The sequence below is a fragment of the Streptomyces altiplanensis genome (assembly GCF_053591575.1).
This window is the reverse complement of record NZ_JBSFUB010000084.1, coordinates 1-24,189: the sequence shown is the minus strand read 5'-3', so window position 1 is coordinate 24,189 and position 24,189 is coordinate 1. Positions and strand designations below refer to the sequence as shown.

The following is a 24,189-nucleotide window of genomic DNA, read 5'->3' as shown; positions in this document are numbered from 1 at the left end:
GAACAACCACAGTGGCCGTGCCCGGCGTCCGCCGCCCGGCCACCCGTGGCAGGGCCGACGAGAGATGAGGACTCGTGAGACACCTTCGCCCACCCCGGCCGGGCAGCGTCCGGCCGCCCGGCAGTACCCCGTACCCGGCCCGTGCGCCGCGCGTGAGAAGGGCGGGCCGAGCCGGATGACCGTGGGTATCGAGGCCGTCAACGCCTATGTGGGGCGCGTCTCGCTCGGAGTACGGGAGCTCTTCGCGGCCCGCGGCCTGGACGACCGCCGCATGGACAACCTGATGATGGAACGCAAGTCGGTCAACCTGCCGTGCGAGGACCCGGTCACCAACGCGGTCAACGCCGCCCGGCCGCTCGTCGAGGCGCTCACGCCGCAGGAGCGCGACCGGATCGAACTGGTCGTCGTCGGCACCGAGTCCGGCCTCGACTTCGGGAAGCCGATCAGCACCTATGTGCAGGACCTTCTGGGACTCGGCAGGCGCTGCCGGTCCTTCGAGGTCAAACACGCCTGCTACGGCGGGACGGCCGCCCTCCAGACGGCCGCGGCCGTCATCGGCGCCAGCCCCGTCCCGGGGGCCAAGGCGCTGGTGATCGCCGCCGACGCGTCCAGCGTCGCCGCCAGGGACACCTACTGGGAGCCGTCGCAGGGTGCCGGTTCCGTGGCGATGCTGATCGGCGACGACGCCCAGGTCCTCGCCCTCGACCCGGGCGCCAACGGGTTCCACAGCTTCGAGGTGATGGACACCCTGCGCCCCCGGCCCGATCTGGAGGCGGGCGACTCCGACCTGTCGCTGATGGCGTACATGGAGTGCCTGGTGCACAGCTTCCGCGCCTACCGCGAACGGGTGCCCTCGGCCGATGTGATGACGACCTTCGACCACCTGGTCCTCCACACACCGTTCGCGGGCATGGTCAAGGGCGCCCACCGCCGGCTGCTGCGGTCCGACAGCCCCGCCCCGCCGGCCGTGATCGACGCGGACTTCGCCGTCCGGGTGGAACCGTGCCTGCGCTACGCCGCCCAGGTGGGCAACGTCTACTCCGCGGCGCTGTACCTGGCGCTGGTGTCACTCATCGACCACGTGGAAGTGACGGCGCCGAAACGGCTCGGCATGTTCTCCTACGGCTCGGGCTGCGCCTCGGAGTTCTACAGCGGTGTCGTCACCCCGGCCGGCCGGCAGCGGGTCGCGGCCCGGCGGACCGCCGACGCGATCGCCGACCGCAGGCCGCTGACCGTCGCCGAGTACGAGACCGTCAGCGACCTCGCCCTGCACCGGATGGCCGGCGTCCGTGACCACGCCTACGACGTCACCCCCTACGCCGACCTGTACGAGAGCCAGTTCGCCGGCCGGGGCCTGCTGGTGCTCGACAAGGTCGTCGACTTCCACCGCCGCTACCGCTGGAGCTGACGCATGGACCACCGCACACTCCGGGTCAGCCGGCAGCCGCACGCACTGCGGGTCGTGATCGACCGCCCCGAACAGGCCAACGGCATCAACGGGGACCTCATGCGGGACCTGCACGCCGTTCTGGACCTCGCGGAGAGCGACCCGTCCCTGCGGATGGTCGTCCTCGAGGGCGCCGGGCCGGTGTTCTGCTCGGGCATGGACTTCGCCGACGCCGCCCGCGACAACGCCTCGGGCGGTGACGGAACGCTGGCGAGCGAGGGCGGCCGGGCGTTCTACGGTCTGCTGAAGAGGTTCACCACCGTGCCCCGCATCGTGGTCTGCGTCGTCGACGGGCGGGTCACCGGGGGCGGTGTCGGCCTGGTCGCCGCCAGTGACTTCGTGTACGCGAGTGAGCGCAGCAGCTTCGCCCTGCCCGAGGCGCTGTGGGGGCTGCTGCCGTGCTGTGTGACACCGTTCCTGATCCGGCGGGTCGGCTTCCAGCCCGCGTACGCCATGACGTTGAGCACCCTGCCGGTCCCGGCCGCGCGAGCCGCCCAGCTGCATCTGGTCGACGAACTCACCGACGAAGCGGAGCCGTTGCTGCGGCGCCTCGCGTCCCGGCTCACCAAGATCGACCCGGGTGTGATCGGCGACGGCAAACGCTACTTCGAGCGGATGTGGCTTCCGGCGGACCGGATGGAGCAGACCGCGGTCGGCGAGTTCACCCGGCTGATGTCCTCCCCCGCGGTGCGCGAGCGCATCGCGGGGTTCGCCACGGAACGGCGGATGCCGTGGGAGACCGTCCGGTGACCCCCGCCGCGCGCCCGCCGGCGGGTGCGGTGTGATCGGGTTCATCCTTCCCCCGGAAGCGCGGTGGAGCGAGATCTCCGGTGACTTCGCCGGCGGGGGGCCCGCGGAGGACGGCCTCTTCCCGGAAGAGGAGTGGCACATCCGCAACGCCGTGGGTCCGCGCCGCAGGGAGTTCACCACCGCCCGGATCTGCGCCCGGCGTGCCCTGCGCCGCCTCGGGGTGACACCGGGGCCGCTGCTGCCGGACGCCCACGGGGCGCCCCGGTGGCCCCGTGGTGTCACGGGCAGCATCACCCACTGCCGCGGCTACCGGTCGTGCGCCGTGGCGCCCCTCGCCACCGTGGCCTCGCTCGGCATCGACGCCGAGCCCAACCAGCACCTGAGCCCCGGCGTGCTGGCCGTGGTCGCCCTGCCGTCCGAGGCCCGCCGGATCCGGGAGCTGGCGGCCGGCACGCCCGGTGTGTGCTGGGACCGGCTCCTGTTCAGCGCCAAGGAGGCTCTCTACAAGGCGTGGTACCCGCTGGCCGGGATGCCCATCTCGTTCGAGCACGCGGAGGTGTGCCTGGAGCCGGAGCGCGGCACCTTCCGCGTACGGATGCTGGTGGCGGCCCCGGAGGGACGCCGGGTACCGCCCATCCAGGGCCGGTTCCTGCTGGTGGACGGGTTGCTGCTGACGTCCGCCGTGTGCCGGGCCGGCCCGGGGTGACACGCGGGCACAGGAGAGCCGGGGCGGCGTGTCGGACACGTCGCCCCGGCTCTCCCCCGTCGGGAGCGGTGTGTCAGGCGAAGGAGTACTCCAGCGTGTAGTCGGCGTTCTTGTAGCCGCCTTTGCCGGAGAGGCCCGTCAGCCCGGCGGAGCCCGAACCGGCGACGACCTCCCAGAAGACCTCCACTCCCGACTCCTCGTACGTGCCGTGGGTCTGCAGCACGAAGGAGCCGGCGCGGCCGGCGAGCTTGCCCTCGAAACGGTGGGTGCCGACGAACCGGGTCTGTCCCCCACCGGTGTAGACGAGGAGCCAGTCGGCGCGCCCGCTGCCTTCGAGGTCGCCGGTGAAGGCGGCCCGGCAGTGTGCGTTCGCCTGCTTGCACTGGCCCTCCGCCTCGGCGGTCACCTCCTCCGCCCAGTCCGTGACGTCCAGTGTGCCCTTGGCGACCGTGGTCATGCGTTGCGTCCTTTCGTGGCCGGGGTGGCGGCGGAGCGGTGCTCCGCCGCCAAAGAGACGTTCGCCCGCGGACCGGCGGGTCAGCGGCCGAAGACGACCGTGCGGTAGCCGGCGGCCAGCGCGTGTTCCTGCATCACCACGTTGACGGCGGCCATCGGCAGGTCCTGGGGCACCTTGATGTCCGCGACGTCGAGGGCGACCACGGTGAAGACGTACCGGTGCGGGCGGTCTCCGGCAGGCGGGCAGGCGCCGCCGTAGCCCGTGGTGCCGAAGTCGGTGCGGCCCAGCACGGACGGCGCGGGCAGGCCCGGGTCGCCGGGCGTGCCGGCGCCCTGGGGCAGCGAGCCGGTGGTCGCCGGGATGTTCCAGGCGGACCAGTGCCAGAAACCGCTGGAGGTCTTGGAGTCGACGTCGAAGAGCGAGATCAGGAAGCTCTTGGTGCCCTCCGGGGCGCCGCGCCACTTGATGGCGGGAGACTTGTTCTTGCCGGAGCACTCGAACCAGCCGAGCATCTCCTCGTCGCCGAAGGTCTCGCCCGGCGGGATGTCCGGGAGTTCGACCGTCATCCTCGGCAGGTCCCTGGGAAGTGCCGCGCGCTGGGCCACGGTCACCGGCCTCTGGTTGCCGTGGGCCTCCGCGGACGGGCCGGTCATGGTGAAGGTGGCCGCCAGAGCCGTGGTCGCGGCCACCACCGCGACGGTGAGCTTCTTGAAACGCACGTGGGATCCTTCCTCGGCTTCGTTCGTTGCAGGCAGCAGGCTCACACGGCGGCCGGAGCGCTGCCGCCCAACATTGAGCAGCGCAGGGCCCGCGTCAGGTCCTGACGGACCGCACCGAGTACGTCGCCGGCCTCGTCCTTGACGTAGAAGTGGCCGCCGCGGAACACCCGCATCGAGAACTCGCCCGTGGTCTCCCCGCCCCAGGCGAGCAGTTCGGTCCGGTCGACCTCGGGGTCGTCGGAGCCCATGTAGGCGGCGACGGGGCAGGTCAGCCGAGGGCCGGGCAGCGTCCGGTAGGACTCGTTGAGCTCGAAGTCGGCCCGCAGGGCCGGCAGCAGCACCTCCAGCAGCCGCCGCTCACCCAGCACTTCGGGCGGAGTGCCGCCGAGGACACTCAGCGCGGAGAGGAACTCCGGGTCGGGCATCGTCGCGAACGTCCGGCGCGAGCTGGGCAGCCGGGGCGCCCGCCGCCCGGACACCACCAGCAGCGCGGGGCCGCCGTGCGGGCCGGCCGAGAACCGCCGCGCCACCTCGTAGGCCAGGACCGAACCCAGACTGTGCCCGAAGAGGGCGTACGGGCGGTCCAGGTACGGCTCCAGTGCCTCGCACAGCGGGTCCAGCAGCTGTTCGACCCGCCGGTAGGGCAGCTCCCGTATCCGGGCCTCCCGGCCGGGAAGCACGACCGGCCGTACGTCGACGTCCGGCGCCATCGACTGCCGCCAGGGCCGGTAGGCGGCTCCGCCGCCGCCGGCGTGGGCGAAGCAGAAGAGGCGGACGGCGGCGGTTTCCGTCGCCGTTCCCGCGTCGCCCGCGAGCCAGCGTGAGGCGACCGATGGATTCATGGTGCTCCGTCTCCTAGAAGGTGTCCGGGCGGCCGAGGACCACACTGGTGTTGAAGCCGCCGAAGCCGAACCCGTTGGACATCGCGTGGCCGATGGCGGCGGGTCGCGAACGGGTTCCGACGAGCCGGCCACCGGTGCCGATCGGCGTCACGAGGTTGGCGTTGGCGTGGACGAAGCCGTCGCGCATCTGCAGCACGGTCGCCACCGCCTCGACGACGCCGGCCGCGCACAGGCAGTGCCCGATCAGGCCCTTGGTGGAGTTGACCCACGGCCCGCCGCGGCCGAAGAGGGCCCGCAGGGCGGTGAGTTCCGTCTCGTCACCGAGCGGGGAGCCTGTGCCGTGGGCGTTGACGTAGTCGATCCGGCCGGGGACGAGCCCGGCGTGCCGCAGCGCCCGGGACATCACGTCCGCCTCGTCGGCGGCGCTCGGGTCGGCGAGGCCGTTGCCGGACAGCCGCATGGCGTAGCCCTCGAGCCCGGCCCAGGGGGCGGCGCCGCGCCGCTTCGCGGAGGCGGCGGACTCCAGTACCAGGCAGGCTGCTCCCTGACCGGGTACGAAACCTCCATGGGCGGCGTCGAAGGGCCGGCTGGCCTGCTCGGGCTCGGTCGCCTGCCCGCCGGCCATCGCGCCGAGGTTGTAGAACGCCTGCCGTTCCATGTCGGACAGGTCCGTGAGCGCGCCGAGCACCAGGCAGACGTCGACGGCGCCGCTCTCCACCAGCCGGGCCGCGTTGATCAGTGCCACGTTGCCGCTGGCGGAGGCCCCACCGACGGTGTACCCCTCCCCCGTCAGGCCGAGCAGCTGGCTCACCGTGCCCACGTGGTCGGTGTCCATGAAGTGCAGGGGGTAGCGGGCGGGCAGGTGCACCGGGCTGCTGAGGTATCGGGGCCTCACCTCCTCGGCGAACCGGCCGCCGAGGTTGTGGCCGGCGACGACGATCCCGATCCGCTCGCCGGGCACGCCCGCGCGGTGCAGCCCGGCCCGCTCCCAGCCCTCCAGGGCGACGGCCACCGACGCCTGCACCGACCGGGGCGAGCGGCCCGCGACGCGCGACGCCTCGCGGCGCAGCGGCTCCTCGCGGTCCGCGGTCGCGCCGCGCAGGTCGAAACCGGAGAGGTCGGCGGAGAGCAGCGGTCTCAGTTCCGGGTGGTCGCCGTCCACGCTGCGCCGGCCGATGCCGGAGGTGCCCGCGCGCAGGGCCCGGGCGAAGTCCTCCACACCGGCGGCGGTGGCGCACAGCACCCCGGCGCCGGTGATCCAGGGGCCGCTCACGGTGTGTGCCTGCGCAGCAGCCGGGCCAGTGATCCGATGTCGTGGACATCGGTGAACTCCGTGACGGACAGGCTGATCCCCAGCGTGTCCATGGTCATGGTGACGACGTCGACCCGGTCGATGCTGTTGGCGCCCAGGTCGGTCAGCGACACCTCCTCCGTCACCCGCTCCGGCTCGATCTCGGGGAGGACCACCAGCACACTGCTGCGGATCGCCGTCAGGACCGCGTCACTCATGGTGTTGCTCCGTTTCCGGCGGTTCACCGCCACTCGTACATCCGGTGGTAGTCCTTGGTGCGGGTGTGGACGAGGAGCGTCCGGTCGCCCGGCAGGTACCGCGCGTAGCGGTCGACGTCGACCGTCCGGTTCTCCACGGGGACCAGGGTCCGCAGGTTCTCCGGGAGCAGCGCGGTGTACTCGTCGAAGGCCAGCCGGCGGCGCCCCGCGAGGTGTCCGCCGATGTCCATGGCGCGTACGGCCGCGGCGGAGGCCGGGCCGGCGACGCCGCTGAAGAACTCGGCGGAGCAGCCCGACCCGTAGGAGTAGAGGCCGACGCGCAGGGCCGCGTCGACCGGGTCCGTGGCCAGCAGCGACGCCAGTGCCAGATAGACCGAGCCCGAGCAGAGGTTGCCCACCTGGGCCGGGTAGGCCAGGGACGGGCGCACCCGGCGCTCGAAGTCCTCCTCCGCCTGCGCCGGCGACGCGCCGGCCTCGCGCATCAGCTTGCGGTGCGCCGCCTTGACCAGGCCGCTGAAGGGGGTGTGCATCGCCAGCCGGTCGAACGTGCCCCGGAAGTCGGCCCCTTCGACCCGTGTGCGGTAGTCGGCGAAGCTGTTGGTCAGGCAGTCCAGGTAGGCGAAGAGCGAACGGTCGACGTCCGCGATGTCGAACTCCGGGGTGGGGCGGGCGGAGTCGAGGGTCTCGTAGCTGTAGAGCCCGAAGGCACCGAGGTCCAGCTCCAGCACGGTGGGCCGGTCGGACAGCAGGACGGCCGCCGCGCCGTGGCCGGTGGCCGGCTCGGCGTAGCCGGCCCGGGCGTCGACGAGCGCCACGTCGGTGGCGACGACGAGGGCCTTGGCACCCGGTGAGGCACCGGAGGCGAGGTAGCCGGTGGCCAGCTGGAGCGCGCCGGTCGCCGCGTAGCAGGCCTGTTTGGCCTCGAAGACACGGCAGTTGCGGCTCAGACCGAGGTACTCGTGGACGTAGGAGGCGACCGACTTGCTGAGGTCCAGCCCCGACTCGGTGGAGGTGATCAGCACCTCGACGGCTTCCCGGTCGGCCGGGTCGAGCGCGTCGACGAGCGGCTTGGCGGCGTTGACCGCGTTCGTCACCGGGTCCTCGAAGGGCAGGCCGATCGACCGGTGGGTCATGGCGAGGTTGGCCAGGCGCTCGTGCTCGAGCCCCCGGCCCGCGAAGAGTTCGGGCACCGGGATCTGTGCCAGGCCGGTGTAGACGTTGAGCCCTTCGATGCCGTAGCCCATGTCAGCGTCCTCCGGCGGCGGCGAGGAAGTCGATCAGGGCGTCGATGTCCGGCAGTTCACCGAAGCTGGACATGCTTTCCTCCAGGCCGAGCCGGTCCATGATGCCGAGGATGATCTCGACACGGTCGACCGAGTCCGCGCCGAGGTCCTTCAGGTGCCGGTCTCCGGTGATGTCGTGCGGGGCGACGTCCGGCAGGATCTGTCCGACGACCTCCCGCACCACCTCCGCCATCCGTTCCCGGGCACCGGTCGGTGTGGTCATCGGTCCTGCTCTCCTTCCAGTTGGAGCGAACACACGGCGAGGACGCGGCCGGTGTCCCGGTCGCGCAGCACCACGTCGACGGCTTCGCCGCCCCCGGGCCTCTCCCAGAGCCGCACGGCGGCGGTGAGCGGCTGCCCGGCGTCGGCGTTGCCGAGGTAGCACAGTTGCTGGTCGACGACCACACGGTCCAGGAAGGACCGGTCGTCGCGGCCCAGAGAACGCCACAGGCACAGCAGTGCCCGGTCGATGATCGAGAAGTAGGCGGCGAAGTAGAGCAGTCCGGCGCCGTTGAGGTCCCTCGACGGGTCGACCTCGTACTCGACGGCGAGCTCCGCCGCCGGTCTCCGGTCGCCGTGTTCGAGGAAGGTCAGCGTGCGGCGGGCCCGGCCGCAGGCGTGCCGCGGTGAGTACTTCTCGGGCAGCTCCGGCAGGTGCCGGTGGTCGAAGTCGGGCGGCGAGGAGCGGACCAGGCCGCCGTTGCCCGCGCCGGGGCCCCGGACGACCCAGCGGTTGAAGTTCTCCACGTACAGGCAGTCCGGGTCGCCGAAGGCGTAGAAGTCCTCGGGGTCGAGCGGTCGGGCGGCCTGCGCCGCGGAACGGCCGATCCGGTGCAGGGTGAGCACCGACTCGCTGCCGAATCCGAAGAGGCGGGTGGTGATGTGCAGGTCGTCGCCGAAGGCGGGGGTGCGCAGGTGGAACCGCCGGCTGCCGCGTACCCGGTAGTAGTAGAAGGACAGGTAGGTGGGGTTCCCGGAGGCGTCCTTGGCGCGCAGCACGTCGGTGCCGCACGTCCTCGAGACCGCGTCCCACGTCCAGTCCCCGATCTGGCCCGCCAGGAGCGAGTTGTGCCCGCACATGCCCGGCCGGATCCGTTCGGTGCGCCGCAGGGTGCTCATGCCGTTCCTCCGGCCTCGTTGTCCGCGAGGAAGGGCAGCAGCAGCCGGTGCACGTCCTCGGGGTGGGTCAGGCAGGGGAAGTGTCCGGCACCGGTCAGCTCGGCGAACCGGGAGTCCGGGATCGCGCCGTGCAGCAGGTGGGCCGCCTTCAGCGGGATGACCGTGTCGTGCCGGCCCCACAGCACCAGGGTCGGCACGGTGATCTCCGGCAGCCGGGCGAACAGCGTGGGCTGCGCGGCGAAAACGTCCAGATAGCTCAGTCCGGTCTGCGGGTCCATGCTCTCGCAGCGCAGCAGCAGCCGTTCCAGGCCCGCGCGGCTGCCCGGCGCGATGGTGCGGTGTTCCTCCATACGGTCGAAGTCCTCCGCCGCCACGACGGACAGGCGGTTCACCTCGCCGTTGCGGTTGCCGACCTTGTACGAGCTGCCGACCAGCGTCAGCGAGGCGGTGCTCTCCGGGTGCCGCAGCGCGAAGCTCTGCGCCACGAGGCCGCCGAACGACGAACCGAGGACATGGACCCTGCCGGTGACGCCGAGGCGGTCGAGGACCGTGCGGCAGAGGGCACCGATCCCGTCGAGCGTGAGGTCGCCACGCACGGTGGTGGCACCGACGCCCGGATGGTGCACCGTGATCATCCGGTAGCGGCCGGCCAGTTGCGCGTACTGCCGGGCGAAGACCCCGGCGCCGACGTTGAACGGCGTCATCATCAGCAGCACCGGTCCTGAACCGGCGCTGAACACCTCCACCTGCCCCCCGGGCAGGTCGATCAGCCGGCGCTCCACCGCGGGCGCGCACTCCGCGAGGACCGCGGCGTTGTCGTCCGGTGCCCGGTGGCCCTCGCGCATGGCCCCGCCGATGTCCTCGGGCAGGGTCTCCGCCGGATGGAACCGCGCCGGGACGCCCGCCTGCCGCGGGCCGCCGACCGGCAGCAGGTCCGGTACGGGCGCGTCGTCGCGCCACAGTGCCGCCAGGCGGTCCGCGGCCTGCGCGGCACGCCGCACGCCGAAGCCGAGCGGGACGGCCAGCCGGATCCGCCCCCGGCCGGCGAGGTGCGGCGCGGCGCGCACTCCGGTGCCCCGGTAGATCCATGCGAGGGCGGACTCGACGGGCCGCTCCAGACCCGCGAACCGGGGCGCCCGGTCCACGTCCAGCAGGACGCAGTGGCCGCCCGCCGGTTCGACGACGGGCCAACCGGCCCGGCGCAGCCCCGTCCACAGCGTACGGACCGCCTCCATCCGCTCCTCGACCATGGCCGCGGCCTCGTCCTGTTCGGACAGTGCGCGGGCCAGCAGCCTGCGGGTGGCCAGGCCCACTTCGTGACCTCGCGTCCCGACGTGCTCGCGCAGGCTGTCGGCGAGCGCGGGCAGCCCGGTCGCCACCAGGCCGCCCGAGGCGACGCCGAAGTCCTTGGAGAGGCTGAGGGTCGCCGCGGAGGCCGACGCCAGCAGCGCGTCGGCGACCTTCCACAGGTCGGCACCGCGCCACGCGTCCTCGTGCGCCACGACGTGGGCGGCGTTCTCCAGTACCCGGGTCGCGTCGAGGACCAGTGGTACCCCGTGGGCGTCGGCCGCCGCCCGTACCGCACGGAGGCCGGCCACGGACACCGGGTGGCCCCCCGCCGCGTTGCCGGACAGCTCGACGGCTACGAAGGACACCTCGGGGCCCGCCTCCGCGAGAACCGCGCCGAGGGCCGTCATGTCGAGGTCGCCCGCGAAGAGGGCGCCGGGCGAGGCGGCGACCTGCCGGGCCGTGAACCCCGCGTCGGCCAGGCTCATCGACCAGCTCGGGAAGAGCCCGTTGTGGACGACCGTGCCGCGCGGCCCCGGCCAGGCACGGCACAACAGCGCCTCCGCCGAGCGGCCGGAGGCCGTGGGCAGCGCGTGGGCGAAGGGCAGCCAGCCCGGCGGCTCGAAGTCCGCGGGCTCCTGCTCACGTTCGATCCGCTCCTGGAGGGTGCGGGCGCGGGCGGCGACCAGCGGGTCGTCCAGTTCCGCCCACGAGTCGGTCACCAGGTCGAAGCCGACGTCGCGCCGAGGGAGCGCCAGCGGGTTGTACCCGGCCCCGGCCAGCCGGGCGGCCCGCTCCGGTCCGTCCGCCGGGGTGCGCGGCGCGGGGACAGCGGGCACGGGGGCCGGAGTGGGGGCGGGGTGCGAAGCCGCCACGGGCGCGGGCGCGGTGGGGCGGGGCGCGGGTGGAGCGGCGGGCTCCTCCGTCACCGTGACCGCCGGCGCCGCGGACCGGGGGTCGAGCAGGCCGGGGACGCCGGCGTCGATGTCCGGGTCGGCGATCATCAGGATCACCTCGGAGACCGGCGAAGGCGGCGCGTCCGCCCGCTGGCAGAGGTAGATCGGCACGTTGACGGGCCGGAACTTGTTCTTGAAACGGAAGTTGCCCTCGCCGAACACGCCGATCGAGCTCAGCTCCCGGAGCCCCTGCGCCACCTCCGGTGACGCGTTCGGTGAGTCGGTCAGCTTGACGCCGAAGCTGGCGCCGAAGCTGAACAGCTGCGCGCCCTCCGCGCGCAGCCGCCGGAGGATCTCGACGATCGCGTACTCGAGCCCGCCGCGCGGCGCGTCGGCGGGGTAGAACTCGAGGTCCAGGAGATGGCCGGGTTCCGACGGGATCCTGGTGACGATCACCGCACTCGCGAGCTCGCCGTTCACGCGGGTGAGGAACATCCGGTGCCGCGCGTCCAGCCGGCCGTTCGCCAACTCCTCACGCACCACCGCCACATAGGGGTTGACCATCTGCTTCTGCTCGCCCCAGCGCACGATCATGTCGATGATCTCGCGGTCGGTCGCCGGGTCGGAGCCCACCCTGTACTCGTCGGTGGTGACGCGTCCGGAGCGTTCGAACCGGGCCACGAGGTTGCGCAGCCTGCTCATCCGGCCGCCGGAGAGGCTGAATCCGGCAAGGTCCTCCAGCCGCTGGACCGCGCCGAACGGGGTGGCGGTCAGGGGCGTGCCGCCCGCCTCCGTCAAAGGCAGCAGGGAGAGGAAGTTGGGCCGCAGGCCGTGCTTCTCCGCATAGGCCAGCCACTCCGCGGCGAGGGGGGCGAAGTCCGCCTCGGCGCCCGCATAGCTCCAGGCGAACAGGTGGTCGTCGCGCCGGGAGAAGTTGAAGTAGGCGCGGCGGTCCGCTCCGACGAACGCCAGCGGGGCGATGTCCCGTCCGGCGAGGCCGCCCTCCTTGGCGTGCTCCCGGTCTATCCCGGCCAGCAGCCGGGCCACGTCGGGGAGGTCCGCCAGTTCGCGCTTGCGCACGATGAGGGGGCCTGCGGCGTCGTGCGCGGTCGCCGGGGGCGAGGGGTCGGCGGGTGAGGCGGGCAGCACGACGGGGCCCGTTCCGGACACCGGGGCGCCGAGCGACAGGACCTCGGCCAGGAGGCCCGCCGCGCGGCCGGCGCCGTATGCCTTCTCCAGGTGGGCGGCGAGAGCCGCAACGGTCGGGTGGTCGAAGAACAGGGTCTTGCGGAGCGAGCCGAACCGGCGCTCCAGCGCACTGACGGTACGCAGCATGTCGAACGAGGTGACGCCGTTGTCGGCGAAGCTCCTGCGCGGGTCGAACGGCCGCCCGGTGACCGCTTCGACGAGCCGGCCCAGCGACTCCTCGGCGCCGGCCGTCACCTCGGCACCGCCCGCAATCGCCTCGGCGGCGGAAGCGGGGGCGGGCGCGTCGGCGGAGGCGGGTGCCGGGGCGGGAGCCGGGGCCGGAGCGGAGGCGGAGGCCACGCTCGCGACGTAGGCCGCGAGGAGGGTGGCGGTGTCGTGCTCGTAGAGTTCGGCGGCCTGCAGCTCGACCGCGTAGACGGCGGCCAGCCGCCGGGCCAGGTCCATGCGGAAGATGGAGTCCAGTCCGAGGTCGCCGAAGGGCTGCTCCGGGCCGACCGCCTCCGGCTCCATTCCGAGGATGTCGGCGATCTGCGCCGTGATGTCCCGCGCGACGGCGGTGGCGTCGACGGAGCCGGGCACCGCCGGGGCGGCTTCCTCCTGGGCCCGCGGAACGGCCTCCGGGCCGGGCGCGGGCGCTGTGACGGGCGCGACGGGTGCCGGTGCGGGTGCCTGCGCCGGCAGGGGCACGGCGGCAGCGCCCGCAGGGGCGGACGCGGGCGCCTGTGCCGGTACGGACACCGTGGCCGCCCGCGCGGATGCGGGGGCCGGGGGCGGCGACGGGGCCGGGCCGACCGGTGCGAGCATGATCTTCCGGGTCCGGCGGCGAGGCGCCGGGGTGTCGCTCTCTCGGGGGTGGCGGGTCTGCTCGGCCACGACTGCTTCCTTCCTGGACGGGTCGTCGGCATGCCGGACGGCGCGCTCGTCGAACCAGTGCCTGCGACCGCCGAACGGCGCGCCCGGCAGCGGGGTGCGGCCCGGCTCCCGGCCGAGCCAGCGGGCGGCCCAGTCAACCTCCGCGCCCCCGGCCCACCGCTCGGCCAGCTCCGTCAACGACAGGTCCGCGGTGCCCGGGGCCGGGGCTGCCCCGGGCGCGGCACGGCCGGCCTGGCCACCGGGTCCACCGTCGGCCAGCGCGCGCAGCCGGCGAACCGCCTCCGGCAGCGAGCGGGCGACCAGCGCCGCCCGGTGCGGGTACGGGATCCTGCCCACCTGGAGGGTGTAGGCGACACGGGGCAGTTCTGATTCCGGTGTCTGTTCCAGTACGTCGGCCACGTCCGCCGCGTACGCGCGCAGCGCCTGCGGTGAGCGGGCGGACAGCACGAGCAGCTGGGGCTCCCCCGCCCCTGTGGCGGCGGCCGCCCGGTGGTGGGAACCGAGCACCACATGCGCGTTGGTGCCGCCGAAGCCGAAGGAGCTGACTCCGGCGATCCGGTCGCCGGTCCAGGGCCTGGCCCGGTCGTTGACGTAGAACGGTGTGCCGTCCAGGCGCAGGTACGGGTTGGGGTGCGTGAAGTGGATGCTGGGCGGCAGCAGTTCGTGCCGCATGGCGAGGACCGTCTTCAGCAGACCGGCGACACCGGCCGCCGCCTCCAGGTGCCCGATGTTCGTCTTGACGGAGCCGAGGGCGATGTGCGGGACCGTGGCCGGGGGCAGGCCCGCTTCCTCGTACAGGGCGGCGAAGGCCTTCTTGAGGCCTTCGGCCTCCACCGGGTCGCCGAGGCGGGTGCCGGTGCCGTGGGCCTCCACGGCGCTCACCTGCCGTGGGTCGACGCCGGCCTCGCGGTAGGCGCGGATCAGTACCTGGGCCTGGGCCTCCGGGTTGGGGGCGGTGAGCGACGCGGACCGGCCTCCGTGGTTGACGGCACTGCCCCGGACGACCGCGTAGATGTGGTCGCCGTCGGCCTCGGCGGCCGCGAGCGGCTTGAGCACGACCGCGCCCACGCCTTCACCGCGGACGTATCCGTCGGCGTCCCGGTCGAACGTCTTGCAGGCGCCGTCCGGGCTGAGCATGCCCGACTGCTGGAACGCGGTGAAGAGACCGGGGCTGAGCAGGACGTTGACACCCCCGGCGACGGCGAGGGAGCAGTCGCCCGCGGCGATGGCCCGTACGGCCCGGTGCAGGGCGACCAGGGAGCTGGAACAGGCGGTGTCGACGGCTTCGCTCGGGCCCCGCAGGTCGAGGACGTGGGAGACCCGGTTGGCGAGGATGGAGTGCGCGATTCCGCTGGCGGTGTGCGCCTGGACCGGGGCGCCGTGGGCGCGGAGCAGATCGGCGTAGTCGGTGGTCGAGACCCCGACGAAGAGCCCGGTGTCGCTGCCGGCGAGCGAGTCGGGCCGGTGGCCGCTGTCCTCCACGGCCCGCCAGACGGTCTGCAGGAACAGCCGCTGCTGCGGGTCCATGAGCGCCGCCTCGGCCGGGGAGATCCTGAACAGCTCGGCGTCGAAAGTCGCGACGTCGTCGAGGAATCCGCCCCGCAGCCCGGCGGTGCCGGGGTGCGAGCGCAGGTCGGCACGGTCGGCGGGCACCGGGCCGACGAGGTCCTCCCCCGCGGCCACCCGCCGCCAGAAGTCCGTGAGACCGGTCGATCCGGGCAGTGTCCCGGCGACACCGACGACCGCGACGTCCCCGGCCGGGGCGCTCGGCCGCGCCGCGAGTTCCGGCCCGGACGCCGGCTGCGGTTCCCCTTCCGCCTCCTCTGGCCGAGGGGAGCGTTCCGGCACCACCTCCGGCACCACCTCCGGCGCCGCTTCCGGCACCGCCTCCGGCGCCACTTCCGGCGCCGCAGTGCCGTGGTGCTCCGTCAGGAAGCCGGCGAACGCCTCCAGGCTCGCGCATTCGAAGAGCACCGTGGGCAGCAGGTCCAGCCCGTACTCCTCGTTGACCGCGTTGATGAGTTCCGTCAGGGAGATCGAGTCGAATCCGGCGTCCATGAGGTCGTCGTCGAGATCGACCTCGCTCTCGTCCACCAGGAGGAAGCCGGAGGCGAGCCGGCGCAGCAGGGCCCTCGCACCGTCCGGCCCCGGCGGTCCGGTGACGGCCGCCGGTGCCGGGGCCGACGTCAGGGTCTCCACGACGAGGAAGGAGGGGTCCTGGCCGGCGAGGCCGCGCCGCAGCGCCCGCAGGCCGGTGCGGGCCGGCAGCGGCGCCATCCGCCACTGGCGGGCGAACAGCTCCCGGGTGCCGTCCTCGACGGTCATGCCGCCGTCCGCCCACAGCGGCCAGCCGACGGACACCGTGCGGCCCTGGCGTTCCCCGCGCCGGCGGCGGTCCTCGCGTTCGGCGGCGAAGGCGTCCAGGAAGGCGTTGGCAGCGGCGTAGTCGGCCTGCCCCGGGTTGCCCGTCTGCCCGACGACCGAGGAGAAGAGGACGAAGAAGTCGAGTTCCTGTCCGGCGGTCATCTCGTCGAGCAGCCGGGTGCCGGTCACCTTGGGCGCCAGGACCTCGGTGATCTCCTCGGGCGTCTTGTGCACGACGCGCGCGTCCCGGGTCACGCCCGCGGTGTGCACGACGCCGGTCAGGGCGCCCGCGGCGTCCACCAGTCGCCGCACGTCCTCCTTCCGGGTCACGTCCGCCCGGTGGAACTCCGCGGTGGTGCCCGCGCGGTTCAGCGCGGCGATGCGTGCGGCCGCCCGGGGGCCCGGGTCCGAGCGGCCGGCCAGGACGAGCCGGACCGGTCCCTGTGCGGCGAGCTCCTCGGCGACGTGCAGCGCGAGGGCGCCCGCCCCGCCGGTGATCAGGTAGGTGCCGCCGGGCCGCCCCAGTGGCCCGTCCGCCTCCGGCGGGGTGAATTCGGCCAGTCGCTTGGCTTTCCGTACGGCGCCTTGGTAACTGACCTCCTGCTCGGTGCCGGCGAGTTCGGCGAGCAGCAGCGCCGCGCGGGCCGGCGCGTCGGTGCCCGGGGCGAACTCCACGCGCGAGCCGCTGAATCCACTGTGCTCCAGAGCGATGCTGCGCAGCGCTCCGGCGACGGCGATCTGCTCCGGATCGGCCGTGGCGTGCGTGTGGAGGGCGCGGAGCACGGCGCGGGGCCGCTCACGCAGCAGATCGGCGCAGAGCTGTACGAAGGTGTGGAGGCCGCCGGTGTGGACGACCGCGTCGGGCAGGACGGAAGGGGTGTCTCCCGGCCGGATCACGGTGCAGCGGGTGCCGGTGCCGTCCAGGGCGCGCCGGAACGCGGCGGCGAGTCCGTCCTCGTCGGTCATCACCAGGAGCGACCTGGGCGCCGCGCCGGGCACGGCCGCGGGAACGTCCTCCCACACGGGCCTGCGGTAGACGGTACGGGTCGGCTCCGCGGCGGGCACCGGTCCGGGGGACGCCGCCGCGCCGGGTGCCGGAGCCGGGGACTGCGCCGCGCCGGGTGCCCCGGCGGGAGCAGCGGCGGGGGGCAGAGCCGGGGGTTCCGGCGTCGCGTCGACGTTCAGCCAGTGACGGGAGCGCTCGAACGGGTACGCCGGCAGGGCGACCCGGCGGGGCCGGGGGCCCGGCCTGCGGGCCTCCCAGTCGACCGCCGCGCCCCGTATCCAGAGTGCGGCCACGTCCTCGCCGTCGTCGGCGCCGCCCGTCGGCCCGCCGGGCCCCGCGGTGCCGACCAGCGCACCGGCCGGTATCGAGCCGGACGCCACCGAGGCCAGTTTCGCGGCGAGTCCGGCGCAGTCGTCGGCCCGTACCGCGAGCCGTTCGGGGAACTCCCGGCGGCCGACCTGGCTGGTGAAGCAGACGGCGTCGAGCGTCGCGCCGGCTCCCGGCCCGTCGAGGAATTCGGCCACGAGACCCGCGTACCGCACCAGTTGGTCCCTGGTGCGGGCGCTCAGGACGAACAGCTGCTCACCCGGCCGGACGGGGGCCGGGGGCCGGGCGCCCCGGAACTCCTCCACGACCAGGTGGACATTGGCGCCGCCCGCGCCGAAGGAACTGACACCGGCCCGCTTCGGGGCGGAGCCGGCGCTCGGCCAGGGTGACAGCTCGGTCGGCAGGGTGAACCGGGCCGGGTCGAGCGCGATCTTCGGATTGACGGTGCCCAGGCCCGCGACGGGAGCGATCCGGCCGTGCCGGAGCTGGAGCAGGACCTTGGTCAGCCCGGCGATGCCCGCGGCGCCCTCCAGGTGGCCGACGTTCGCCTTCACCGAGCCGACGGCGCACCGCACGCCGTTGTCGCCGGCGGCCGTGCCGAGAGCGCGGCCCAGGCCGGCCAGTTCGATCGGATCGCCCAGTTCGGTCCCGGTGCCGTGCGCCTCGACGTAGCCGATGGTGGCCGGGTCGACCCCGGCCCGGCGTACCGCTTCGGCGATCAGCGCGGCCTGCGCGCCCGGGTTGGGCACGGTGTATCCGCCGGTCTTGCCCCCGGCGTTGCTCAGGCCCGACTTGATGACACCCCAGATGTCGTCCCCGTCCTCGACGGCCCGGCGCAGCGGCTTGAGCAGGACGGCACCGACCCCCTCGCCCGGCACGAAGCCGTCGGCGCGGGCGTCGAAGACCTTGCAGTGCCCGTCGGCGGACAGCATGTTCATCGAGCAGAGCGACACGTGGTGGGCGGGGTGCAGGATGAGGTTGACGCCGCCGGCGATCGCGGTGCGGCACTCGCCGCGCCGGATGCTCTCACAGGCCAGGTGGACGGCGAGCAGCGAGGACGAGCAGGCCGAGTCCACGGCGAAGCTGGGGCCGTTGAGGTCCAGCGTGTACGAGACCCGGTTGGCGATCGACCAGTACGCGGAGTGGGCGCCGGCGAGCTTTCCCCCGGCCCATCCGGTGGCGGCGAGCTGTCCGTAGGAGCCGTACATGGTGCCGACGAAGACACCGGTGCTGCGCTCCCTGGTGGTCTCGCCGAGCTGGCCCGCGCGGTCCAGGAGGTTCCAGGCGGTTTCGAGGAAGAGGCGTTCCTGCGGGTCGATGTCGGCGGCGTCCCGGGGCAGGATCCCGAAGAAAGCCGGGTCGAAGCGGTCGATTCCGTCCAGGAATCCGCCCCAGCGGCTGTACGCCCGCTGCGGCTTGCCCTTCTCCGTGTCGAAGTACGCCCGCCAGTCCCAGCGGTCGGCGGGGATCTCGGTGATTCCGGTGCGGCCTTCCGCCAGCATGTCCCAGAAGGCGTCCAGATCCTCGGCGCCCGGGTAGCGGCCGGTGACTCCGATGACGGCGATGTCCTCGTCGTGGTGCGGTGAGTCCGGCCGAGCGGGCCCGGCGGAACCGGCCACCACCACGGACGGCCGGCGCGGCGGCTCCGGCGCGAGGGGCGGTGGCTCGGGCGTGGGGGACCACTGCCCGGGCGCGGAGTGCAGCGGATCGGGCGCGGAGTGCAGCGGCTCGGGGACGGGGTGCAGCGGATCGGGCGGGGCGGACGGACGGGGTCCGGTACCGCCCGCCTGCTCCCCGCCGGGGTGCCGGAGGGCCGCGGTGAAGTGCTCGGGGTGCGTGCCCGCGAGGTGGTCCGCCAGATCGGCGATGGTCAGGTGCTCGAAGAGCAGGGTCGACGGCAGGGGGCCCAGGTCCTGCTCGAAGCGGGTGGTGATGTCCAGACTCACCAGGGAGTCGACACCGTAGTTCTCGAACGTCACCGTGTCCTCGAGGTCCGCCTCCGCGAACCGGAGCACCTCCGCGAAGACGCGGCGCACATAGCCACGCACGGCGCCGGGACCGGCGGCCCGGCCGTCGTGCGCCGCCGGGGGATGCGCCGCCGGGGAGTCCTCAGCGCGGAACTCCGCCGCCGGGAGCCGCTTCGCGGGGAGCTCCTCCCCCGCGGGCTCCCCCGCGACCGGGCCCGCCTCGCCCGCGACGAACAGGCACTGTTCGAGGTCGTCGGCGGGCGTACCGTCGAAGCCGCGCACCCGCACCGTGCCGAAACCGGCCTCGGCGAGCAGCCGGCGCCATGCGGCGGGCCCGAGCAGCGGCGCGTGCGGAAGACGGCGCTCGGCGTCCTCGTAGCGCCACCAGCCGGGGGTGAGCCCGAAGGTGAGCGTGAGGAAGTGCGCCGCCCGGGTCACCTCGTTGACCAGCAGGACACCGCCCGGTGCGAGCAGGTCGCGCACATGGGCCAGGGTCCGGTCCATCCGGGCGGTGGCGTGCAGCACATTGGTCGCGAGCACCAGGTCGAAGGTGCGGGGTGCGAACCCCTGGCCGGCCGGGTCCCGTTCGATGTCCAGCGTCTGGAAGCGCACGAACGGGTGGGCGGCGGCGTACGCGTCCTGCCCGCGGCGCAGGAAGGCCGTGGAGATGTCGGTGTACCGGTAGTCGACCGGCAGGCCGGTGCCGGCGCAGGCCGGCAGTACGAACGCGCTGCTGGCGCCGGTGCCGGCGCCGATCTCCAGGATCCTCACGGTCCGCCCGGTGGCGTGGTGGACCCTGGCGACGGCCGCCGCGGTCTCCTCCGCGAGCAGGCGGTGGTAGAAGTCCGCGGATGCCTGGCCCCGGTAGACCTGCTCGACCAGGTCCGCCGAACCGCCGGGGAACAGCACCTCGGTGGCGCGTACGCGGCCGGCCAGCACGTCGGGCACCGCGTCGACGCAGCGGCGAAGCAGCCGCAGATGAGGTGCGAGGTCGGGGTGCCGGTCCGCCGGGTCGTGGACGTCCGAGGGCGGCCCGGAGACGGATTCGACCAGTTCACCGGTGCGCCGGACGCGGCCGGCGGACTCCAGCAGCCCCAGCAGCGCCTCGAAGAGACGCCGCCGGCCCGCGTCCACACCGAGCCTGGCCGCCAGGTGTTCCACGGGCCCGTCCAGCGGGCCGAGTTCGCGGCGCAGGCGCTCGTCGAGCAGCGCCGGCGCGAGTCGGTGCAGGGCGGCGAAGCCCTCCCGGGACCGGGCTGCCGGGTCCGCCGGTACGGCGGGGTCCGAGGCGGTGTGCCCACCGGCGGCCCCCCGTACGGCGGACGAGTCCCGTGACCCGGGCGCGGCGGGCGCGGGACCGCCGGCCCCGGACTCGACCCCGAGCCGCGCCAGTCCGTCGGCCTGGGCCCGGACGACCAGTGCCTGCGGCACCCCGTCGCGCAGCAGGGCGTCGAGCGCGGCCATGCCTTCCCGTGGAGCGATGGAGCCGACGCCGAAGCCGGCGAGCCGCTCGGCGTAGCGCTCGTCGGCCACGACGCCGACGCTTCCCCAGTAGCCCCAGTTGACGACCGTGACCGGGAACCGGCAGCGGCGGCGCAGTTCGGCCGCGTAGGCGTCCTCGAACGTGCTCGCGGCGGCGTAGTTGGCCTGGCCTGCCGAGTCGGTGAAGGACACCGCGGAGGAGAAGAACGCCAGGAAGTCCGGCCGTTCGGTGCGGAGCGTCTCGCCGAACGCCACCGCCCCCGGCACCTTGGGGGCGAGGACCTCGTCCAGCGCGTCCTCGTCCATCCTGGCGAGCGTGCGGTCGCCCAGCACCATCGCGGCGTGGAACGCCCCGTGCACGGCCCCGAAGGCGCGGCGCGCGTCCCGTACCGCCGCCCGCAGCGCGGCCGGTTCGGTGGCGTCGGCCCTCAGGTACAGGGCCTTGCCGCCGAGCCGCTCGACGTCGGTGAGCACCTCCGCGACCCGCGCGTCGGCGGCCCGCCGCCCCACGACGGTGATCCGGGCGCCGGCCGTCCGGGCCAGGTGCCGTGCGAGTTCCCGCCCGATGCCACCGGTGCCGCCGAGGATCAGGTAGTGACCGCCCCGCCGGTACGGGTACGGGCTTTCCCGGCCGCCGCCCGGAGGCCGGACGGGAGCGGCAGGTGCCGCCGGGCGCACCGTACGGACGAGCCGGCGGTCCCCGCGCAGGGCGACCAGCCGTTCCGCGGCCGGTTCGCGCCGCAGCCGCTCCGCGAGGTCGTCGGGCCGCCACCGGCCGGTGCCCACGTCGACGCAGCCGACCGTCCAGGCCGGGTGCTCGGCGGCCGCCGAACGGGCCATGCCGAGCAGGCCGGCGGCGTGCGGGCGGACCGCGCCTTCGCCGGTGTCGACCGCCCCGGCGACCACGGCCTTGAGCGTGAGGGGCCGCCCGGCGGCCGTGGCGATCAGGGACTTGAGCGTTCTCAGCAGGTCCCGGGGGGCCCGGTCATCCTGCGGGGCGCGGCCGCGGAACGGCTCGCAGGCGAGGAAGTAGACGATGTCGCAGGCGCCGTCGCCGGCCGGCTCCGGTGAGGAGACGGCTTCGTCGCCGGCGGCGCGGTGCGCCGCCACCAGCGCGGCGGCCAGGTCCGCGGTGCCGGGCCCATGGACGACCCGTACCCGTGACGGCCTGTCCGCCGGCGCGCCGGCGACCGGCGGGGCGTCCCGCCACTCGGGGAGATGCACCAGGCTCTCCACCGTGCCGGTGGCCGCCGGGTCCGGGGCGGCGGCAGCCGGCCCGGGGGCCGGTCCGCCGGGCCGGAGGGAGCGCAGGGCGAGCCCTCCGAAGCGGACGGCTACGCGGCCGTCGCGGTCCGCGAGGCGGACGGTGAACCGGTCTCCCTCACGTACGGCATGGGCCCAGCCGACGGCCGGGACCGGGCCGAGCACCTCCAGCTCGCGCAGGGCGAACGGTACCTGTGTGCCCTCGCCACCGGCAGGCGCGGCCAGCGCGGCGACGGCCTGGAGCGCGGCGTCCAGCGGTACGGGGTGCAGGGGCCGCCCGGTCAGTTCGACGGCCCGGCCCGGCGGCACCCGGAGTTCCGCCAGTGCCTCGTCCGCGCCGCGCCGTACCTCTGCGACCGCCCGGAACGAGGGGCCGTACGCGATGCCCGCCGCCGCGAACCCGGCGTACAGGGCGGAGCCGGGGAGGAGGTCCGGACACCTCGCGGAGATCGCTCGCGGATCGATGCGCTCGTCCGCGTACGGCGCCACGGCGGTGATACGGCCCCGCGCGTGGACCGGGCCGTCCGGCCCGCCGGCGAGGGTGAAACGGTCCCCTTCGAACCGGACGAACGGGGTGCGCGAGACGGTCAATTCGAAGGGCCGCAGCCACTGCACGTTCCCGATGCGCACCGGGCCGGCCGTACCGGCGGCGTGGGTGACCAGTTCGAAGAGGGCCACTCCGGGCAGCAGCGGCGTACCGCCGACCACATGGTCCTCGGCCGTCCAGTCGGGCACCGGCCGGGCCGCGCCGGCCGGCGCGGCCCCCGCGGAAGGCGCCTCCGGCCCGGACGGCGCCCCCGCCGCGGGCCCGGCGGACGCGGCGGGCGCCGGGCCGTACGAGGCGGTGTCGAACTGGTAGCCGGGCAGGGAGATGTGCCGTCCGCCGAGGGCGCCGTACAGCTGCGGCCAGTCGATGTCCTCGCCCGCCAGATAGCGTTCGGCCGTCCGCGCCTCGGCGCCGCCGCCGGCCGCACGCGCCCGGCCGGCGGTCTCGGCCCGCAGCTGCTCGACCAGTTCGCCGGTGGTGGCGGCGAACAGCGCGACCCGGATCTCGTGGTGGGCACGCCCCGCGCCGAGGGTGACCGCGACGTCCGCCAGCGCGGGCCGCTCGGACTCCAGGCGGTCCGCCAGCGCGGTCATGGTCCGCACGAGAGCGGGCCGGCTGCGTGCCGAGAGCGGGATCATCATGGTGGCGGCCTCCGGCGGGGTGTCGTCGTCTCGGACCGGGGGTTCCGAGACCAGCACATGGGCGTTGGTGCCGCTGAACCCGAAACTGCTGACCGCGCCGACGAGTTCACCCGAGGGGCCCGGGTGCCAGGGCATCAGCTCGGTGACGGGCCGCAGCCGGGTGCGGGAGAAGTCGATCTCCGGGTTGGCGGTCGCGTAGTTGACCGACGGCGGGAGCTGCCGGTGCCGCAGGGCGAGCAGCGTCTTGAGCAGTCCGGCGATGCCCGCCGCCATCGTGGTGTGCCCGATGTTGCCCTTCACCGACCCCAGTCCGCAGGGGACCGCCGGTGACGGACCGGTGCCCAGCACGATTTCGAGCGCCTTGACCTCGATCGGGTCGCCGAGCGGGGTGCCCGTGCCGTGGGCCTCGACGTAGGTCACGTCCTCGGGGCGGAGGCCGGCCCGCTGCCGCACCCGTTCGATCAGGGCCGACTGGGACACGGCACTGGGCGCGGTGATGCCGTTGGTGCGCCCGTCGCCGTTGACGCCGCTCGCCCGGATCACCCCGTGGATGCGGTCCCCGTCCGCGAGCGCCCGGTCGAGGCGCTTGAGCAGTACGGCGCCCACCCCCTCACCGAGCACGATCCCGTCGGCGGACGCGTCGAACGGGGCACTGCGCCCGGTGGGAGAGAGCATTCCGGTCCTGCTGGTCAGGATGTGCATGCGCGGCGTCAGCATCAGGGCCACGCCTCCCGCCAGCGCCGCGTCGCACTCGCCGGACCGGATGCTCTCGCAGGCCAGGTGCACGGCGACCAGCGACGAGGAGCACGCGGTGTCGATCGCCATGGTCGGTCCGGTCAGATCGAGGTGGTACGCGATCCGGGCGGCCAGCACCGACGCGGAGTTGCCCAGGAAAGCGTGGGCCGTCTCGTCCTGCTCGCTGCCGCGCAGCAGGTCCAGGTACTCCCCGGTGGCGCACCCGACGAACACGCCCCAGCGCCGGCCGCCCGGCAGGGCCTTGGCGTGGCCCGCGTCCTCCAGGGTCTGCCACGCGGTCTGCAGGAAGATCCGCTGCTGCGGGTCCATGGCGGCGGCCTCGAGCGGCGACATCCGGAAGAACTGCGGGTCGAACCGGTCGGCATCGTCCAGCAGCGCGGCCCACTTGCTGTACGTACGGCCTGGGGCACGCCGGTCGGGGTCGTAGAACCTCGCCGGGTCCCACCGCTCGGCCGGCACCTCCCGGACGCTGTCACGGCCCTGGGCCAGGTTCTCCCAGAACGCCTCCAGGTCAGGCGCGTCGGGAAACCGGCCGGCCATCCCGATCACCGCGATGTCGGCGGTACCGTCCGCAGACCCCGGTGACGGGGCGGTACCGGTCAGGGGCGCGGTGTCCGCCGGTGCGGCCGCGGGCAGCGGGTCCGCTTGGCTGCAGTGGCCAACGACGGCCGGCCGATGATCCCGTTCGTGGTGTACTCGGCCATGCCCATGGTGAGCAGATGCGGACGGCTGGGGGCCG

12 protein-coding genes are annotated in these 24,189 nt (G+C 74.2%); 3 read left to right on the top strand and 9 right to left on the bottom strand.

The features are described 5' to 3' along the window. The first annotated feature begins 175 nt into the window (after positions 1-175). From ACWD0Y_RS28195 to ACWD0Y_RS28185, 3 genes are read left to right on the top strand one after another with little or no spacing between them, the layout of a single operon-like run. Positions 176-1,408, top strand: coding sequence for a hydroxymethylglutaryl-CoA synthase family protein (locus ACWD0Y_RS28195; RefSeq protein ID WP_450263134.1), 1,233 nt, complete (start codon positions 176-178; stop codon positions 1,406-1,408). 3 nt (positions 1,409-1,411) lie between these two features. Continuing rightward, entirely contained in the window at positions 1,412-2,197 is a 786-nt protein-coding gene (locus tag ACWD0Y_RS28190) for an enoyl-CoA hydratase-related protein (RefSeq protein WP_450263133.1), read from the top strand. Positions 2,198-2,228: 31 nt separating this feature from the next. Beyond that, positions 2,229-2,903 (top strand): 4'-phosphopantetheinyl transferase family protein, encoded by a 675-nt coding sequence (locus ACWD0Y_RS28185; RefSeq protein WP_450263132.1) that lies wholly within the window; start codon positions 2,229-2,231, stop codon positions 2,901-2,903. Between the two features lie 73 nt (positions 2,904-2,976). Here the strand turns inward: ACWD0Y_RS28185 and ACWD0Y_RS28180 are convergent, their stop codons facing one another. From ACWD0Y_RS28180 to ACWD0Y_RS28140, 9 genes are all read right to left on the bottom strand, one after another. Beyond that, positions 2,977-3,360 carry a DUF3224 domain-containing protein gene (locus tag ACWD0Y_RS28180; protein WP_450263131.1) on the bottom strand — a complete coding sequence of 128 codons (384 nt, stop codon included), beginning with the start codon at positions 3,358-3,360 and terminating at the stop codon, positions 2,977-2,979. A gap of 80 nt (positions 3,361-3,440) precedes the next feature. Further along, complete coding sequence (locus ACWD0Y_RS28175; RefSeq protein ID WP_450263130.1) at positions 3,441-4,079, bottom strand: YbhB/YbcL family Raf kinase inhibitor-like protein; 639 nt, start codon at positions 4,077-4,079, stop codon at positions 3,441-3,443. A gap of 41 nt (positions 4,080-4,120) precedes the next feature. Continuing rightward, positions 4,121-4,921 carry a thioesterase II family protein gene (locus ACWD0Y_RS28170; protein WP_450263129.1) on the bottom strand — a complete coding sequence of 267 codons (801 nt, stop codon included), beginning with the start codon at positions 4,919-4,921 and terminating at the stop codon, positions 4,121-4,123. 13 nt (positions 4,922-4,934) lie between these two features. Continuing rightward, a complete protein-coding gene (locus ACWD0Y_RS28165) occupies positions 4,935-6,194 on the bottom strand; it encodes a beta-ketoacyl synthase N-terminal-like domain-containing protein (protein WP_450263128.1) in 1,260 nt (419 codons plus the stop codon). After that, positions 6,191-6,430: a phosphopantetheine-binding protein gene (locus ACWD0Y_RS28160; protein ID WP_450263127.1), complete on the bottom strand. Its 240-nt coding sequence runs from the start codon at positions 6,428-6,430 to the stop codon at positions 6,191-6,193. Before ACWD0Y_RS28160 ends, ACWD0Y_RS28165 begins: the two co-directional genes overlap by 4 nt. 23 nt (positions 6,431-6,453) lie before the next feature. Beyond that, a complete protein-coding gene (locus ACWD0Y_RS28155) occupies positions 6,454-7,674 on the bottom strand; it encodes a hydroxymethylglutaryl-CoA synthase family protein (protein WP_450263126.1) in 1,221 nt (406 codons plus the stop codon). A gap of 1 nt (position 7,675) precedes the next feature. Beyond that, positions 7,676-7,936 (bottom strand): acyl carrier protein, encoded by a 261-nt coding sequence (locus tag ACWD0Y_RS28150; protein ID WP_093802471.1) that lies wholly within the window; start codon positions 7,934-7,936, stop codon positions 7,676-7,678. Then, positions 7,933-8,832 (bottom strand): LnmK family bifunctional acyltransferase/decarboxylase, encoded by a 900-nt coding sequence (locus ACWD0Y_RS28145; RefSeq protein ID WP_450263125.1) that lies wholly within the window; start codon positions 8,830-8,832, stop codon positions 7,933-7,935. Before ACWD0Y_RS28145 ends, ACWD0Y_RS28150 begins: the two co-directional genes overlap by 4 nt. Beyond that, positions 8,829-23,999 (bottom strand): SDR family NAD(P)-dependent oxidoreductase, encoded by a 15,171-nt coding sequence (locus tag ACWD0Y_RS28140; RefSeq protein ID WP_450263124.1) that lies wholly within the window; start codon positions 23,997-23,999, stop codon positions 8,829-8,831. Before ACWD0Y_RS28140 ends, ACWD0Y_RS28145 begins: the two co-directional genes overlap by 4 nt. Positions 24,000-24,189: the final 190 nt, after the last annotated feature.

Bases quoted from the DNA above. Each gene is read 5' to 3' on its own strand.
- ACWD0Y_RS28195 (WP_450263134.1), top strand. From the start codon at position 176: ATGACCGTGGGTATCGAGGCCGTCAACGCCTATGTGGGGCGCGTCTCG.
- ACWD0Y_RS28190 (WP_450263133.1), top strand. From the start codon at position 1,412: ATGGACCACCGCACACTCCGGGTCAGCCGGCAGCCGCACGCACTGCGG.
- ACWD0Y_RS28180 (WP_450263131.1), bottom strand. From the start codon at position 3,360: ATGACCACGGTCGCCAAGGGCACACTGGACGTCACGGACTGGGCGGAG.
- ACWD0Y_RS28170 (WP_450263129.1), bottom strand. From the start codon at position 4,921: ATGAATCCATCGGTCGCCTCACGCTGGCTCGCGGGCGACGCGGGAACG.
- ACWD0Y_RS28160 (WP_450263127.1), bottom strand. From the start codon at position 6,430: ATGAGTGACGCGGTCCTGACGGCGATCCGCAGCAGTGTGCTGGTGGTC.
- ACWD0Y_RS28155 (WP_450263126.1), bottom strand. From the start codon at position 7,674: ATGGGCTACGGCATCGAAGGGCTCAACGTCTACACCGGCCTGGCACAG.
- ACWD0Y_RS28150 (WP_093802471.1), bottom strand. From the start codon at position 7,936: ATGACCACACCGACCGGTGCCCGGGAACGGATGGCGGAGGTGGTGCGG.
- ACWD0Y_RS28145 (WP_450263125.1), bottom strand. From the start codon at position 8,832: ATGAGCACCCTGCGGCGCACCGAACGGATCCGGCCGGGCATGTGCGGG.